Source organism: Streptomyces sp. NPDC002958, assembly GCF_055563255.1.
This window is the reverse complement of record NZ_JBVHDS010000006.1, coordinates 301,204-316,324: the sequence shown is the minus strand read 5'-3', so window position 1 is coordinate 316,324 and position 15,121 is coordinate 301,204. Positions and strand designations below refer to the sequence as shown.

General features: G+C 69.9%; 18 protein-coding genes and 1 pseudogene. 14 read left to right on the top strand and 5 right to left on the bottom strand.

Features of this window, described 5'->3' with window-relative positions:
* Positions 1 to 55: 55 nt before the first annotated feature.
* From ACZ3IC_RS14265 to ACZ3IC_RS14255, 3 genes are all read left to right on the top strand, one after another.
* Complete coding sequence (locus ACZ3IC_RS14265) at positions 56 to 742, top strand: class I SAM-dependent methyltransferase (protein ID WP_467415938.1); 687 nt, start codon at positions 56 to 58, stop codon at positions 740 to 742.
* Positions 743 to 753: 11 nt separating this feature from the next.
* Positions 754 to 906, top strand: coding sequence for a hypothetical protein (locus ACZ3IC_RS14260; RefSeq protein WP_467416110.1), 153 nt, complete (start codon positions 754 to 756; stop codon positions 904 to 906).
* A 368-nt stretch (positions 907 to 1,274) separates the two neighbouring features.
* Positions 1,275 to 2,267, top strand: a complete 993-nt coding sequence (locus ACZ3IC_RS14255; RefSeq protein WP_467415936.1) for a MarR family transcriptional regulator — start codon at positions 1,275 to 1,277, stop codon at positions 2,265 to 2,267.
* 135 nt (positions 2,268 to 2,402) lie between these two features.
* On the opposite strand, the gene ACZ3IC_RS14250 is transcribed toward ACZ3IC_RS14255, so the two are convergent.
* Positions 2,403 to 2,588, bottom strand: coding sequence for a DUF397 domain-containing protein (locus tag ACZ3IC_RS14250; protein WP_467415933.1), 186 nt, complete (start codon positions 2,586 to 2,588; stop codon positions 2,403 to 2,405).
* Positions 2,585 to 3,472: a helix-turn-helix domain-containing protein gene (locus ACZ3IC_RS14245; protein ID WP_467415931.1), complete on the bottom strand. Its 888-nt coding sequence runs from the start codon at positions 3,470 to 3,472 to the stop codon at positions 2,585 to 2,587. The genes ACZ3IC_RS14250 and ACZ3IC_RS14245 overlap by 4 nt, the downstream gene beginning before the upstream one ends.
* 164 nt (positions 3,473 to 3,636) lie before the next feature.
* Here ACZ3IC_RS14245 and ACZ3IC_RS14240 point away from each other — a divergent pair, with 164 nt between their 5' ends.
* The 4 genes from ACZ3IC_RS14240 to ACZ3IC_RS14225 all read left to right on the top strand — a co-directional run bounded on the left by ACZ3IC_RS14240 (position 3,637) and on the right by ACZ3IC_RS14225 (position 5,406).
* Complete coding sequence (locus ACZ3IC_RS14240) at positions 3,637 to 4,095, top strand: ATP-binding protein (protein ID WP_467415930.1); 459 nt, start codon at positions 3,637 to 3,639, stop codon at positions 4,093 to 4,095.
* 184 nt (positions 4,096 to 4,279) lie between these two features.
* Positions 4,280 to 4,447: a hypothetical protein gene (locus ACZ3IC_RS14235; protein WP_467415927.1), complete on the top strand. Its 168-nt coding sequence runs from the start codon at positions 4,280 to 4,282 to the stop codon at positions 4,445 to 4,447.
* 48 nt (positions 4,448 to 4,495) lie between these two features.
* Positions 4,496 to 4,705 (top strand): hypothetical protein, encoded by a 210-nt coding sequence (locus ACZ3IC_RS14230; protein ID WP_467415925.1) that lies wholly within the window; start codon positions 4,496 to 4,498, stop codon positions 4,703 to 4,705.
* 68 nt (positions 4,706 to 4,773) lie between these two features.
* The gene (locus tag ACZ3IC_RS14225) at positions 4,774 to 5,406 is read left to right on the top strand and encodes a Uma2 family endonuclease (protein WP_467415922.1); all 633 of its coding nucleotides are present in this window, start codon (positions 4,774 to 4,776) and stop codon (positions 5,404 to 5,406) included.
* Here the strand turns inward: ACZ3IC_RS14225 and ACZ3IC_RS14220 are convergent.
* On the bottom strand, positions 5,343 to 5,957 hold the full coding sequence (locus ACZ3IC_RS14220; protein ID WP_467415921.1) for a hypothetical protein: 615 nt from the start codon (positions 5,955 to 5,957) through the stop codon (positions 5,343 to 5,345). The genes ACZ3IC_RS14225 and ACZ3IC_RS14220 overlap by 64 nt on opposite strands.
* Positions 5,958 to 6,243: 286 nt before the next feature.
* Between ACZ3IC_RS14220 and ACZ3IC_RS14215 the strand changes: the two genes are divergently transcribed.
* The 3 genes from ACZ3IC_RS14215 to ACZ3IC_RS14205 all read left to right on the top strand — a co-directional run bounded on the left by ACZ3IC_RS14215 (position 6,244) and on the right by ACZ3IC_RS14205 (position 8,272).
* On the top strand, positions 6,244 to 6,432 hold the full coding sequence (locus ACZ3IC_RS14215; RefSeq protein ID WP_467415918.1) for a hypothetical protein: 189 nt from the start codon (positions 6,244 to 6,246) through the stop codon (positions 6,430 to 6,432).
* Between the two features lie 542 nt (positions 6,433 to 6,974).
* Positions 6,975 to 7,826, top strand: a complete 852-nt coding sequence (locus tag ACZ3IC_RS14210; RefSeq protein WP_467415915.1) for a hypothetical protein — start codon at positions 6,975 to 6,977, stop codon at positions 7,824 to 7,826.
* Positions 7,827 to 7,927: 101 nt separating this feature from the next.
* Positions 7,928 to 8,272: a hypothetical protein gene (locus ACZ3IC_RS14205; protein WP_467415914.1), complete on the top strand. Its 345-nt coding sequence runs from the start codon at positions 7,928 to 7,930 to the stop codon at positions 8,270 to 8,272.
* Between the two features lie 234 nt (positions 8,273 to 8,506).
* On the opposite strand, the gene ACZ3IC_RS14200 is transcribed toward ACZ3IC_RS14205, so the two are convergent.
* Entirely contained in the window at positions 8,507 to 9,364 is an 858-nt protein-coding gene (locus ACZ3IC_RS14200) for a LysR family transcriptional regulator (protein WP_467416104.1), read from the bottom strand.
* Positions 9,365 to 9,594: 230 nt separating this feature from the next.
* Between ACZ3IC_RS14200 and ACZ3IC_RS14195 the strand changes: the two genes are divergently transcribed.
* Positions 9,595 to 10,575 carry an EamA family transporter gene (locus ACZ3IC_RS14195; RefSeq protein ID WP_467415911.1) on the top strand — a complete coding sequence of 327 codons (981 nt, stop codon included), beginning with the start codon at positions 9,595 to 9,597 and terminating at the stop codon, positions 10,573 to 10,575.
* Between the two features lie 14 nt (positions 10,576 to 10,589).
* Here the strand turns inward: ACZ3IC_RS14195 and ACZ3IC_RS14190 are convergent.
* Positions 10,590 to 10,877 (bottom strand): annotated as a pseudogene (locus ACZ3IC_RS14190) (transcriptional regulator); the annotation flags it as partial.
* 116 nt (positions 10,878 to 10,993) lie between these two features.
* Here ACZ3IC_RS14190 and ACZ3IC_RS14185 point away from each other — a divergent pair.
* From ACZ3IC_RS14185 to ACZ3IC_RS14175, 3 genes are read left to right on the top strand one after another with little or no spacing between them, the layout of a single operon-like run.
* Entirely contained in the window at positions 10,994 to 11,788 is a 795-nt protein-coding gene (locus tag ACZ3IC_RS14185; RefSeq protein WP_467415909.1) for a TIGR03084 family metal-binding protein, read from the top strand.
* Positions 11,785 to 13,500, top strand: a complete 1,716-nt coding sequence (locus ACZ3IC_RS14180) for an acyclic terpene utilization AtuA family protein (protein WP_467415907.1) — start codon at positions 11,785 to 11,787, stop codon at positions 13,498 to 13,500. Before ACZ3IC_RS14185 ends, ACZ3IC_RS14180 begins: the two co-directional genes overlap by 4 nt.
* Complete coding sequence (locus ACZ3IC_RS14175; RefSeq protein ID WP_467415905.1) at positions 13,497 to 15,104, top strand: acyl-CoA carboxylase subunit beta; 1,608 nt, start codon at positions 13,497 to 13,499, stop codon at positions 15,102 to 15,104. The genes ACZ3IC_RS14180 and ACZ3IC_RS14175 overlap by 4 nt, the downstream gene beginning before the upstream one ends.
* The last annotated feature ends 17 nt before the right edge of the window (positions 15,105 to 15,121 follow it).

The following is a 15,121-nucleotide window of genomic DNA, read 5'->3' as shown; positions in this document are numbered from 1 at the left end:
GCCGCCCGGTTCCCCGTGCCGGGCGGCTGTGCCCGTGAACGAGAACGGAACCGAAGTGTCTGACACCCGTAGTGCGGCCTGGGACGAGTACGCGCAGACCAAGCCCCAGCGGCGCACGACGAACGCCCGTGGTGAGTCCACATGGTTCAACTGGACTCAGTACGCCGACCACGGCCCTGGGGTCGAGGTACTTGCCTTGAAGCCGGGTGAGACCGTGCTCGACCTTGGCTGTGGTGCGGGCGGGAACGCGGCCCACCTCGCCGGCCTCGGCATGCGAGCTGTGGGCATCGACCTCTCCCCCAAACAGCTCGCGAAGGCGCGGGACCGGTGGTCCGATGTGGACGGGATGGAGCTGCACCAGGGCGACGCGCTCGTTTATCTGGAAGAGACCCACGCGGTCTTCGATGCGATCTACAGCGTCTTCGGTGCGGGCTGGTTCTCGGACCCCGGCCTACTGCTACCGATCGTTCATGCGAACCTCAAGCCCGGTGGCGTGTTCGCCATGTCCCAGCGCCCCCCGATCGAGGGGTGCTACGGCTGCCAGGCGTCGTACATCCCTCGCGGGCCCGACGGTGATCCCGCTGTCGTCAAGCGGTGGGACCATGAACCAGATGTCTGGGCGCTGATCCTCAAGGAGCACGGATACGTGGACGTGTCCGCCTCCGTGATTGCTCCGCCCCCGGGGACCCGGCGCACGGGCACGTTGTTCGTCCGGGGCGTCCGAGGAGGCCAGGAGCTCTGAAACTCCCGCTCGTGGCCGCATCGCGCCTGCTGGGACGGGGCCTGCACGCGAACGGCTTCTCCTGCCGGACACAGCTGGAGCAACTGGGCGGCGTGCGGGCCCGGCACCTGGCGGAACTGTTGGCGGAGGGGCTGCCTCCCGAATCTGGCACTTCCTGCGGCTGAGGCGCGGGGCGGCCGGAGCCCGAGCTTCGGGGGCCGGGAGCCGGGAGCCGGGTTTCGAGCTTCGGGGAGGGCTTGTTCACTCTTTCGTGGGTACGGGGAGGGGGCCGGGGCCGGGTCTTGAGCTTCGGACTTCGGGGGCCGGGGTCCGGGCGTCGGGATTCGAGCGGTGTCGTACAACCGGTATCGGAAAGAAGGGGGTTGGGGAAACCTCCCCGCCCTCCCTGACCTGTCACGGCCAGCAAGTATGACTAATCGTGACCGACTTGCGGCGCGGATTCGCGGCTGCTTACGGTGCCCAACGTAACGACCCCGACGCGGTGTTCTCAGCACCGGCCGGGGCCTGACCCCAAGATCGAAGAGGCGATCCCGTGGCTGTCTCAAACCTTAGTCCTGCCCTGCGTGCGCCCGCATCCTTGCGCGCCCACCCGAAGGCCAAGCCCGGTTACGGAAAGCGATCCGTGCCGAATCAACGCCCGTACTGCGAGGGCGATTTCGCGTTGTTGCCCGAGCGTGAGCGGCACATCGCCGGTTACGTGGACGCGCTGCCCGACGGTGCGGCGATGGACATCAAGTCGCTGGCCAGGAGCCAGCCGTTGTACGGGCAGATGGCCGTCGGCAGCGCTTTGCGGGCCCTGGGTGTGGCCGGTCATCTGCGGCATGTCCGGTGCCTGAGCGGCGAGGGCGGCCAGGTCCGCTGGGTCACCCGCACTTTCTGGTCCCGGGTCGCCCGTGACAACGAGTGGTGGGACGCCTTCCTGGCCGCCGAGGAGCGCCACCCCGCGCCGCAGGAGGCCGCGGAGGCCACCGTGCCACCGCCGCCGTGGGTTCCCGCCGCCCCCGCCGCACCCGAGGTGGACGCCGCGTCCGAAGCACCCCCATCCGTACCGACGCAGCCGCTCATCACGACAGTGCCGCAGCAGCGCACCGCAGAGCCGGGGCCGGGGCCGCAGCCGGGGCCGGTGCTGATGCCGATGTCGCAGGCGACCGTGGACCGGCCCTCCCCCGCTTTCCTTGCCCTGGCCCATCTCGGCCGTACCGATTCCCGCCTGGCCCTCTCGGAGGTGGAATGCGCGGCACTGGAACAGGCGGCCGCCGAGTGGTTCGCGCGCGGTGTGGACGCCGACTATCTGACGCACGCCCTCACCGCCGGGCTTCCCGCGTCTGTCGACTCGCCCTTCGGGTTCGTCCGCCGCCGTCTCCGCGACAAGATCCCGCCCCGTCTGCCTGCCGCAGCCCTGGCCGTGCCGGGAACGCCCGTACGCCGTCTGATGGTCGAGTGCACCGAGTGCGGCGTCCCAGGAAGGCGCGAAGCGTTCCGCGACGGCCTGTGCAGGCCCTGCCGCCAACTCGACCCAGCCTGACCGGCCGGGCCGCGCGAACTGCTCGCGAACTTCGGACCCAAGGAGCCTGTGCACGTGCCCCAGCTCATCGTGGACGCCGCCCACCCGGTGAACGGCGGCGCCCCGCGCCGGACGGGTCCGGCGCGGGGCGTGAGGTCAGCCCTGGACGGCGTACGAGACGAAGTCCGTCCATGCGGTAAGGGAGAGGGTGAGTTCGGGGCTCCGCTGGTCCTTGGAGTCGCGGACGTGGATCGCCTGCGTCCCCTTCGCCACCTCGATGCAGTCGTCACCCTGCGAGCCGCTGTAGCTGCTCTTGAACCAGGCCAGTTCGGACGTGCTCATAGCGCTCCTCGCAATCGCTTCAACAGGCCCAGGGAGTCCTCTGGGGTCAGGGCCTGCGAGCGCAGTTTCGCATACCGGTGCTGGAGGAGACTGATCTCTTTCGCGTTGGCGATCAGTCGTCCGTTCTGCTGTCCCTCCGAGTAAGCGAACCATTGGTTGTCTGGCGTCTCGGCCAGTCGCATCGGTCCGTCCAAGCCCGCGTGCGTCGGCCTCCGCGTCGGCATCACCTGAAACTCCACGTTCCAGTTCCGCGCGATTAACTCCACCAAGTGGTCGAAGAGTTCCCGCGTCACCGCCTCCCCGCCCGTCCACCGCTCCAGCACCGCCTGCTCCACGATGAAGCTGAACGCCGTCGGCGGCTTCCGTGTCACCGCCAGCAGCTCCTGCCGTGCCAGTCGCGCCGCGATCCGCTGCTCCAGCTCCTCCGGGTCGGGCAGCGGCGGCACGTTCAGCGACACCGCCCGCGCGTACGCCTCGGTCTGCAACAGGCCCGGCACGACCCGGCATTCGTACGTGTACAGGCTGATCGCCGTCGTCTCCACCCGCGCCCACTGCCGGAACCAACTCGCCAGTCCCGCCTGCCGCGTCAGATGTGGCGCGGCCTTCCGTAGCGCGCCGGTGTTCCCGAGCGTCGCCTCCGCGCGTTCCACGAAGTCGCGGTCCGGCATCCGGCGGCCCTGCTCGATCGAGGCGACGGTGTGCTTGGAGAAGCGCACCAGGTCGCCGAACTCCTCGCGTGAGAAGCCCGCGTGCTCCCGTAAAGCCTGGACGAACGCGCCGAACGTGCGCAGACTGTCCGACACCCCCGGCTCAGCGCCGGCTCCCGCGCCCGTTCCTCCTGCCGCCGATCCCGCAGCGCCGTCGTCCGTGTTCTCGTAGGCCACAGTCGGCCACCTTTCGCGCGCACCCGCCCCGCCGTACCGCTTCTGACTCGGCTCCATCGTCACGCCGGGTGATGCGTACTGTCCACTGATTGTGTGCGTACGCTGACTCAGCGTACGCACGTCGGTCCTGGTGAACCCCCTTGCGAGCCCTGTGTATTGGGCGCATGAATCCACCGTCCACCCCCGCGACCGGTCAAGCGCCCCTCACCGTAGGTGTGTTCGTCCAGCGCTTCAGCTCCACCCCGCGCGGCGCACGCCTCGCTCGCCGGCTCGTGCTGCACCAGCTCGACGCCTGGGGCGTGCCGCACGGCAGTGGGGCGTCCGACGCCGCCGCCGTGCTGGTCGCAGAGCTCGCCGCCAACGCCGTCACGCACGGCCGCGTCCCCGGCCGAGACTTCGAGGTCACCGCCAAGCTCCTTGGCCGGACCCTGCGTATCGAGGTCTCCGACACCCAGGGCGAACTCCGGCCCCCCGCCCCGGGCGCGCCACGCCCCGCGATGCCGCCGCTGGCGGAGACCGGCCGGGGCATGCTCCTGGTGGAGGCGCTCGCCGATCGGTGGGACGTCCTTGACCGCGTGCCCGTCGGCAAGACGGTGGTGGCCGAGCTGGACCTGCCGCGCTGACGGCCCCGGACGCTGCACTGAAGGCCCCGGATGCCGCACCGGCGGCCCCGGACGTCGCACTGACAGGCACCTGTGACGTCTACAGGCTTGCCGGGCACGGCATCGGACGGTGACGGAGGCGACGGGGACCATCACGGTCCTGGGACACAGCGACGGCAGTGGGGTCGCCGGGCGGAACCGACCGGTGGGACCCCACGGGTACGCGGTGCCGGAGGACGTCGGCGGACGAAGGGATGCGCTCTTCTTGCCGCTGGGGCCGTCCCTGGAGATCGGGCCCGACGGCCGGCCGACCGGCGTGGAACTGGAGCTGCCCGCCGAAACCGCCCCGGCCTTTCCGGTGGTCGAGGAGTGAGCTGAGACGGGCGGGGTGCTCACCTCGGCCATCCGGCCCCGTGCAGGAGTGGACGCGTTCTCCGCGTTTATCGCGACGACCGTCACGATCAGCGAAGCCCACGAGATGGGCATCCAGCCGCCCGGCGCGCGCATCGACGACGAGGCCGCCGGAACGTGGACGATCGACATGCCGCGCGGCCACGGACTGGCCCGCTACACCTACACCGGAAAGCCCCCGACGATCCTCGACGAGGTCGTCATGCCACGCCTCGACTGACACCCGAAGCCCCCGACCGCGCACCCTGCGGTCGGGGGCTTCGTCATGTCCGGGGGACCGGTCACCGGGTGGGCGAGCGGACCACGCGACCGCAAGACGACGTCCTGGTGCTCGGCGAGGGCACCTCCCACCGCGTCGAGATGGTCGGCGGAGCGCTGCTGCTCACCCGCCGCCCGAGCGTCGCGCACCAGCGCGCCGTGCACCGCTTGGCCGTGCTCCTGGAGCACGACGCCGACGGCTTCGAGGTGCTTCCCTCGGTCAACGTGAACCTCGGCGGCCGCGCCCTGGCGGTTCCCGACATCACCGTCGTACGCACCGCGGCCGCCGCCGGCGACCGCCCCTTCGTCGACGCCGACAACGTCCTCCTGGCCGTCGAGGTCACCACGGCGGACACCGCGGTGACCGACCGGATCACCAAGCCCGTGCTGTACGCCGAGGCGGGCATCGGGCACCTTTGCGCCTCGACGACGTACCAGCGTGGCATGCGGCCCGGCCGTGTCCAGGCGTGCGGTGAGCCGGAGGTGGTACGGCCACGGTTCGTGAAGGCTCTGCGTGGACGATCGACGATCGACGATCGTGGCCCCCTACCCCGTTGGACGCCCGGCTCTCGTTGGGGTTGGCCAGGTGTGAGAGCACGTCAAGGAGTGCCAGTGCTCGGATTCGTAAGCACTTCTCTCACTTTGACTACGAACCGATTGTAATGTTGTCCGGCTTCACGGAGTCTGGCGACAGGTTCGTCGAAGGGGCTCTCGTCCGCCCACAGGCGTTGCTCATCTTCAAGAAGCGCCTGAAGAGTCTCAGCCGAGGACCACATAGTCTCGACGAGTTGCTCAGCCGTCTCCAGGAGATCATCCGGTCCCAAGACGAACAGCCTCATCTTCGCCGCCAAGCAGACGTCGTGTATCTCGTCAGCCGTCGTGAGCCGCGTGCGCATCTCGGGGGTGACGATCGATTGGCCAGGTTCTGCCTCATCTACCAACGGCTCCACCAACTCCCAGACCTGCCATAGCGCGCTCACCAGCTCCTCAGATGAGGTAAGTAACCCCACGCAGGCTTCCCGCCTTTCCTGGCGGAGCCAGTGGAGGTGCTCTGCGACGGCTTGATCCCTGACTTGTTGCCGAGTCGCTTCCGCAGACTTCTCAGCGCCAATGCGCGCACCGCGCACGGCTGCTATACCTCCTACGGCCGCGCCGCCGAGCGCTCCAACCATCCCTGCGATCGCGGCAATCAGCGCCGCAGTCCCCTCATCCATCCCTGCATTTTGCTCGTCTGCGGGGCGGAGCGGGACTGTAAAACGTTCGGCTCTGTCCCGTAATCGGTGGTAGCGCTGTGTAGTGATCACTGGAGGAGGATGCGGTGGCGGAGCAGGGAGAACCCGGCTCGGCCATGCATCTGCCTCATGATCCGTTGTCCTGCGGCACGTTCCGCCCAACGGGTACACGGTCACCGCGCGCCTCGACGTCCTACGTCCCGATCAGGCGGAAGCCATCGCCGGGAGGAAGAACCCCCGCCCGGACATCCGCGGCCCCATCCAGCCCGTGGAGGCCGAGGTCCTCCTCCGCGTCTGGGTCGACGGCGGCATTGACACCGCGGACGCCGCCCAGCGCCAGGCGCTCGAAGACCTCGCCGCAGCCGACATGGTCATCCGCAGTGAGCTCGTCGACGTCCTCGACGACAACGTCGCGTACAGCCTGCGGATGCTCTCCGAGCCGCCGCCGCCTAACTGACACACCTCATGTCGCCGTCCGCTGACATCTCGTGTCGCCGGCCACTGACGTTCTGATGTCGTCCGACACCGAGACGTCAGGCTGACCGGATCAGCCATGGTGAACCCGCCTCTTCGGCAACCGGTGATCGGAAGCTGTCGGACGACAGCGGGATGTCAGTGGTCGGCGACATGAAGTGTCAGTAGGGATTGACGTCGTCCGCGTCCTTCCGGGCCTTGCCGCGACGCTGTTGCGCTACCGGCGCCACCCTCCTCGGTGACGGCGAGCACCTCGGAGATCCCTTCGGGCAGTGCCCGGAGCGGCCGCTTGCCGGAAGCCACTCAAGATTTTTCACCTGCTGAGGAATCAGCTGCTTGGCTGGCGGCTCACCTCTACGAGTCCAACAACCCGGGTACGAGTCATCTGGATGTGCGTCCTACGCAGGTGTCATAAATAGCCATCACACTTAGTTCTCTTAAGCGCACTACAGCACGTCAAGTCAGCGTAGCTGACCAGGGGTTGATGGCATGCGCTAGGCGGCGCAAGTGTGTCATCCTCTCCGTATGACCACCACAGGGAGCGAGACAAACCAGGCAGCCGAGATGGCCGGGATCGTGACGGACGCGGCTGGCGAGAGCCTCGGCTACATGACACAGGAGCGCACGATCAAGCTCCTCCTCGACCGCTCGAAGCGGGCGAACCGTACGGTGCCGATCAGGAGGGACTTCCTTCAGACGGGCAAGACCCCCAACACCCAACCCGGCGTCATGCGCTCCCTCGTCGCAAACAAGCAGGAGCGTGCTCTCGACCTGTACCTGGTGATGGCTGCAGTCACCGGCGCCGGCGACTACTCGGCGACCGACTGGTCATCGACGTGGGCCAGGACTGTGGGCATCTTCGAGGAGAAATCCGGGGCGTCTGCAGTCTCCCGTGCCTGGAAGGCGCTGAGGGAACTCAACGTCATCTCGACCGCCAGGGGCGCGGGCCGTCGGACCACGGTCACCAAACTCCTCGAGGACGGCTCCGGCAGCCCTTACCACCCGCCGGTCGCCAACGAGGCGTACTTCCAACTTCCCTTTGAGTACTGGGAGGAGAACCTGCACACAGTCCTGTCCTTCCCGGGCAAGGCTGTGTACCTGATCTCCCTGGCACAGCGGAAGCCGAAGTTCCCACTGGCCCAGGCCAAGATCGGTGAGTGGTACGGCCTTGCCGAGCGGACCGTCGCGAACGGGATCAAGGACTTGATTCACCACAAGGTCCTGGAACGGGCTGGGTCGCAGGCGTACGAGACCCTCGCCGTTCCCTCGGGACGGGCCTCCCGGCCCCTCTACTCCCTCAAAGACCCATTCGGCCACCGCGGGCTGACCGTGCCTGCACCCCGGGACTCCTCCGAGGAGGAAAGCCCGAAGGACTGAAACCCCGTAAACGACGTCGGGGCCGCGCTGTAACGCGGCCCCGATCCATGTCCCCGAAATCCGATCCAGGCAGATCACGACCAAGGAAGACGGAACCCATCATGAGCCAGCAGCTCGCGTCCCACACCACCGGCCTGACGTCCGTACCCGACGAGTCGGTCCCGCCCGACCCCACTGCTCTCCAGGACCAGACGCTGACCGGTCTCGTTCCCGTGCCCCCCGCCAGCGGTGGAAAGCCCACCTCCACGTCGCTCATCCAGTGCATGGCCTCTACCGGCCGGGGAGTGGCCATCGCCCTTCCGCCGGCCACGCTCCTCGGCTGGATCGACCTTCACCCGACCTTCGCGTACGGATACTCGATCGCGTGGGGAATGAGCGAGGCCCTGCTTCCGTGGATCACCTGGGTGCGAACCCGCTACTCGGTCGTACGCCGCCCCGCCTCCTGACGTCTCAACGTTTCACCTCGCGCAGGGCCCGCCCGCACGCCGGGCCGGGCCCTGCCTCACTCCCACAACTGTCGCTGACCACTGACATCTCGTGTCGTCAGCCACTGACGTTCTGATTTCGTCCGACAGAAGCTACCGTCAAGGACCCCTGTGGATGAGCTGACTTCCTATCTACAGGTACAAGATCGAATAAGACCTAGGCACAAAGGGACCTCCCCTGTCGGGGAGGTCGGCTCAGCCGCCGGTGGTGTCCTGCCCCACGATCTCGCGGGCGAGCGCGGCGAGTCTCGGCAGTGCGGGGTGGCCGGGGGCGTCGCGCCGGGCGAGCAGGACGGGGACGGTCGGGGCGTCGACGAGGGGGCGGTAGGCGACCCCGGAGTGCGGGTGCATGCCGGCGGTGGATGCGGCGGAGACCCCGGCGCCGCGCCCGGCCGCGATGGCAGTCAGCCAGTCGTCGGTGTTGGCAACCGTGAGGGTCGCGGCGGGCCTCGCTTCCGGCGGCCACAGGTCGACGGTGGTGGTGCCGGAGACGGTGTTGAGGACGACGGTGCCACCCGCCAGATCGGCGAGACGGAGCGTGGCACGGGCGGCGAGCGGCCCGTCCGCGGCCACCGCCGCCACCCGGTCCTCTTCGAACAGCACCTCGGTGACGAGCCCGGGCGCCTCGACGGGCCCCCGCAGCAACGCGGCATCGACCTCGCCGCGGGTCAGCCCGGCGGTGCGGTCGTCGATCCGCAGCAGTTCGAGCGGGGTCTGCGGATACAGCTCCTGCCAGCGGCGCAGCAGTGGTGTGGTGTACGGGCCGAACGCGGACCAGGCGTGCCCGAGCCGCAGCGGCCAGTGGCGCAGCCCGCCGGGGTCGAGCGCCTCGTCGAACGCGGCGACCGCGGCGGCGGCCTTGTCCCGGAACGCGACGCCTTCGGAGGTGAGGACGAGATGGTGGGTGGACCGGTCGACGAGCCGGATGTCGAGGTGCTGCTCCAGGGCGGCGAGAGTACGGGAGACCGCGGGCTGGGTGAGACGGAGGCGGGCGGCGGCGCGGGTGACGTTGCCCTCGTCGGCGATCGCGAGGAAGGCGCGCAGATGGCGCATCTCGATGCCCCGGCCGGAACCCCGACCGGAACCCCGGCCCGAATACCTGTCGGTGCCGTCACCGTTGCTTCCAAGGCTCATGCGTAGGAAGCATAACGGGAGCCCAGCAGGCATTTCACGTGCCACGCGGAGGTGCCTACCGTAAGAGGGAGTGCCGCAGGGTGAAGTGCGGCATCTTCAATCGACCAGTGCATCGGAATGCACTGTTGGACTCGGGAGGGACATCGCAGGTGAACTACGAGCGCAGTGCAGCAGGGGCTGTGGCCACTGAGCAGGCCGCAGCCGTCGCCGTACCGGAGGCGGTGTCCGCCCTGGGCGGGGCGGAGGGTCCCGCACGTCCCCCGGGCCGGAGGGCGGCACTCGTCCCGGTCGCACTGGTGGTCGCGGGCGGTCTCTCCGTCCAGTTCGGCTCCGCGATCGCGGTCCTGCTGATGCCGCGGGCCGGCGCGCTCGGGGTCGTCACCCTGCGCCTGGCCATCGGCGCGCTCGTCCTGCTGATCGTCTGCCGCCCGAAGCTGCGCGGCTACTCGCGCGCCGACTGGGGCACGGTCCTCGCGTTCGGGGCGGCCATGGCGGGCATGAACACGCTCTTCTACCAGGCAGTCGACCGCATCCCGCTGGGCGCGGCCGTCACCCTGGAGGTGCTGGGCCCACTCGTCCTCTCGGTGATCGCCTCCCGCCGCCTGATCAACGTGGTGTGGGCGGGCCTCGGGCTGGGTGGCGTCTTGCTGCTGAGCGGGGGAGGCTTCGAGCGCCTCGATCCGGTGGGCGCCGCGTATGCCCTGGGTGCGGGCGCCATGTGGGCGGCGTACATCGTCTTCAGTGCCCGTACCGGCCGTCGCTTCCCCAAGGCGGACGGCCTGGCCCTGGCCCTGGTGGTCGCCGCGCTCCTCTCTCTGCCCCTCGGCATCCTGGAGTCGGGCTCGAAACTGCTGGTCCCGTCCACGCTGGCATTGGGCGCGGCGGTGGCGCTGCTGAGCTCGGTCCTCCCGTACACCCTCGAACTCATGGCGCTGCGCCGTCTGCCCGCGCCCACCTTCGCAATCCTGATGAGCCTGGAACCCGCGATAGCGGCCGCGGCCGGCTTCCTCGTCCTCGACCAGGCCCTCTCCGCGACGGACGCCCTGGCCATCGCCCTGGTCATCGCGGCGAGCATGGGTGCGGTGCGCGGCCAGGTGAGCGGGGGGCGGCCGAAGAAGCGCCGGGGTTGACGGCGGTGGGCGCCGTCGACCGCGGCCGGGGCGTTCGGGCCGAACGCCTTGCCGCGTGACTCGGCGCGGTCCATGGCTCCCTCAGCCTCGCGGATGTATCGCAGTGCGCCCGTCCGATCCCCTGTCTGTGCGGCGGCATGTGCCTGCTGACCCGCGAGGAAGGCCCGCATGCGGGGCCCGGCTTTCGGGGAGGCGGCGGCAGCGACGTCGGCCAGCTCCATGGCTTTCGCCCCATGGCGGAGGTCGACTGCCTGGACGCTCATGCCGCGCAGGGTGGTGCAGTAGGTCAGGTGGTCCTCGGTCGCGCCCGGCCGCCTCGTCCGGTGCCGGGGTGAAAAATCATGCAAGCATGCTTGCTTGTTTATGGGGCCGCTGCCATGATCCTGGGCACACCGCCTTGCCCCGAGGGGAGCGCACCGTGCCCGATGTCGCAGCCGTGATCGACGATCTGCGTGATGAGAGTCAGGAACTCGACGCACTCGTACGGGAGTTGAGCGCCGGGCAATGGGCCGCCCCGACACCCGCCCCCGGCTGGAGCATCGCGCACCAGATCGCCCATCTCACCTGGACCGACGAGGTCGCGCTGCTGGCCGCGACCGACGCCGATGCCTTCGCCGGGGAGGTGGCCAAGGCGGAGGAGCAGCCCGAGTCCTTTGTCGACCAGGGCGCCGGGGAACTGGCCGCGCTCGCCCCGGACGCGCTGCTCGCGCGGTGGCGGGACGGGCGCACGCGGCTCGACGCGGCGTTGCGGAACGCGCCCGCCGGAACCCGTATCCCCTGGTACGGACCGCCGATGAGCGTCGCCTCCATGGCGACCGCCCGGATCATGGAGACCTGGGCGCACGGCCAGGACATCGCCGACGCCCTCGGGGTCACCCGAACCCCCACCGCCCGGCTGCGACACGTCGCCCGGATCGGGGTGCGGGCCAGGGACTACGCCCACGAGGTGCGCGGGATCGAGGCACCCGAGGAGGAGTTCCGGGTCGAACTCACCGCACCTGACGGGGAGGTGATCGCGTACGGACCCGAGGGTGCCGCGCAACGCGTCACCGGTCCGCTGCTCGACTTCTGCCTCCTCGTCACCCAGCGCGCCCACCGCGACGACCTCGCCGTCCGGGCCACCGGGCCCGACGCCGACCGGTGGCTCGACATCGCCCAGGCCTTCGCCGGGCCCGCCGGAGCGGGCCGCGCACCCCGGGGAGGCGGCAAGTGACCGAGCCACTGCGGATCGGCAACGCCTCCGGGTTTTACGGCGACCGCTTCGACGCCGTACGCGAGATGCTCACCGGCGGCCCGCTCGACGTCCTCACCGGGGACTATCTCGCCGAGCTGACCATGCTCATTCTGGGACGGAGCCGGCTCAAGGACCCGACGCGCGGGTACGCCGCCACGTTCCTGCGCCAGTTGGAGGAGGGCCTCGGTCTCGCCCACGAGCGCGGCGTGAAGATCGTCGCCAATGCCGGAGGTCTCAACCCGGCCGGACTCGCCGACGCCGTACGGGAGCTGGCACACAAGGTGGGCGTGCCCGTACGCGTCGCCCACGTGGAGGGCGACAGTCTGCGCGTACCCGAGGGGTACCTCACCGCCAACGCCTACCTCGGCGGTGTCGGGATCGCCTCCTGCCTGCGCGCCGGCGCCGATGTCGTCGTCACCGGACGGGTCACCGACGCCGCCCTCGTCACCGGGCCCGCCGCCGCCCACTTCGGCTGGGGGCCCGAGGACCACGACGCGCTCGCCGGGGCCGTCGTCGCCGGACACGTACTGGAGTGCGGAACCCAGGCCACCGGGGGGAACTACTCGTTCTTCCGCGGCCACGACCTGCGCCGGCCCGGCTTCCCCGTCGCCGAGATCCATGCCGACGGGTCGTCCGTCATCACCAAGCACGACGGCACGGGCGGCGTCGTCGACATCGGCACCGTCACCGCCCAGTTGCTGTACGAGACCGGCGGGGCCCGGTACGCCGGACCGGACGTCACCGCCCGGCTCGACACCGTACGGCTGGCCCAGGACGGCCCCGACCGGGTACGGATCTCCGGCGTGCGCGGCGAGGCCCCGCCGCCCACCCTCAAAGTCGGGCTGAACCGGATCGGCGGGTGGCGCAACGAGGTCGTCTTCGTGCTGACCGGGCTCGACATCGAGGCCAAGGCGCAGCTCGTCAAAGATCAGTTCGCTCAGGCGCTCGGTCGGAGCCGTACCCAACCTGAAGAGGTTCGTTGGGAGTTGGCCCGGACCGACCGGGCCGACGCCGAGACCGAGGAGACCGGGAGTGCGCTGCTCCGGCTCGTCGTCCGCGACCAGGACCCGGAAGCCGTCGGGCGCGCGGTCTCCGGCGCCGCGATCGAGCTCGCGCTCGGCAGCTACCCGGGCTTCCATGTCACCGCCCCGCCCGGAAAGGGCGCGCCGTACGGGGTGTTCGAGGCGAAGTACGTCCCGGCCGACGAGGTCCCGCATGTCGCCGTACTCCCGGACGGGCGGCGGGAGAGCCAGCAACCTCCCGTACGGACGCGGCCCCTCCGGGAAGCCGGGGAGCCGCCACTGCCCGAACCCCTGCCGTCCGCCGGACCCACCCGGAACGCCCCGCTCGGCCGGGTCGCGGGCGCCCGCAGCGGCGACAAGGGCGGGGACGCCAACGTGGGGGTGTGGGCCGTCGGCGACGACGCCTGGCGGTGGCTGGCCCATGAGCTGACCGTCGAACGGTTCCGGGAGCTGCTGCCGGAGACCGCCCACCTCACCGTCGTACGCCATGTCCTGCCGAACCTGCGCGCCCTGAACTTCGTCGTCCACGGGCTGCTCGGCGAGGGCGTCGCCGCCCGGCACCGGTTCGATCCGCAGGCCAAGGCGGTGGGGGAGTGGCTGCGGTCCCGGCGCCTCCCCATTCCCGTATCGCTGCTGGAAGCCGTCCACGCACCGGAGGTGAACGCATGACCGTCCTGCCCACCGGGCTCGACACCGCGAGCCCCGAATACGCCGCGAACCGCGCGGCCATGCTCGCGAAACTCGACGAACTGGCCGGCGAGCACGCCAAGGCGCAGGCCGGCGGCGGCGAGAAGTACGTCGAGCGGCACCGCTCGCGCGGCAAGCTCCTGGCCCGTGAGCGGATCGAGCTGCTGATCGACGAGGACACCCCGTTCCTGGAACTGTCGCCGCTCGCCGCCTGGGGCAGCGAGGCCCCCGAGTACACAGTGGGCGCCTCGCTCGTCACCGGCATCGGCGTCGTCGAGGGCGTGGAGTGTCTGATCACCGCCAACGACCCGACCGTACGCGGCGGCGCCTCCAACCCCTGGACGCTGAAGAAGGCCCTGCGGGCGAACGAGATCGCTTTCGCCAACCGGCTGCCCTGCATCAGCCTCGTCGAGTCCGGGGGCGCCGATCTCCCGTCACAGAAGGAGATCTTCATTCCGGGCGGGGCGCTGTTCCGCGACCTCACCCGGCTGTCGGCGGCCGGCATCCCGACCGTGGCCGTCGTCTTCGGGAACTCGACCGCCGGTGGGGCGTACGTCCCCGGGATGTCCGATCACACCGTCATGATCAAGGAGCGGTCCAAGGTCTTCCTCGGCGGACCGCCCCTGGTGAAGATGGCGACCGGTGAGGAGAGCGACGACGAATCGCTCGGCGGCGCCGAGATGCACGCCCGCACCTCCGGTCTCGCCGACCACTTCGCCGTCGACGAGCAGGACGCGCTGCGTCAGGCCCGCCGGATCGTCGCCCGCCTCAACTGGCGCAAGGCACACGCCGATCCGGGCCCCGCCGAGCCGCCGAAGTACGACGAGGACGAGCTGATCGGCATCGTGCCCGGCGATCTGAAGGTGCCCTTCGACCCGCGCGAGGTCATCGCCCGGCTGGTCGACGGCTCCGACTTCGACGCGTTCAAGCCGCTGTACGGGACCAGCCTGGTGACCGGCTGGGCCACCCTCCACGGCTATCCCGTCGGCATCCTCGCCAACGCGCAAGGGGTGCTGTTCAGCGAGGAGTCGCAGAAGGCCGCCCAGTTCATCCAGCTCGCCAACCAGCGCGACATTCCGCTGCTCTTCCTGCACAACACCACCGGCTACATGGTCGGCAAGGAGTACGAGCAGGGCGGCATCATCAAGCACGGCGCGATGATGATCAACGCGGTGTCGAACTCGAAGGTCCCGCATCTGTCCGTGCTGATGGGCGCCTCGTACGGGGCCGGGCACTACGGGATGTGCGGGCGGGCCTACGATCCCCGATTCCTCTTCGCCTGGCCCAGCAGCAAGTCCGCCGTCATGGGGCCGCAGCAGCTCGCCGGTGTGCTGTCCATCGTCGCCCGCGCCTCCGCCGCCGCGAAGGGGCAACCATACGACGACGAGGCCGACGCCGGACTGCGCGCCATGGTCGAGCATCAGATCGAGTCCGAGTCGCTGCCCATGTTCCTGTCCGGGCGGCTGTACGACGACGGGGTCATCGACCCGCGCGACACCAGGACCGTCCTCGGGATGTGCCTGTCCGCGATCCACACCGCCCCGGTCGAAGGCGCCCGCGGCGGCTTCGGAATCTTCCGGATGTGAGGCCACAGATGACCGGG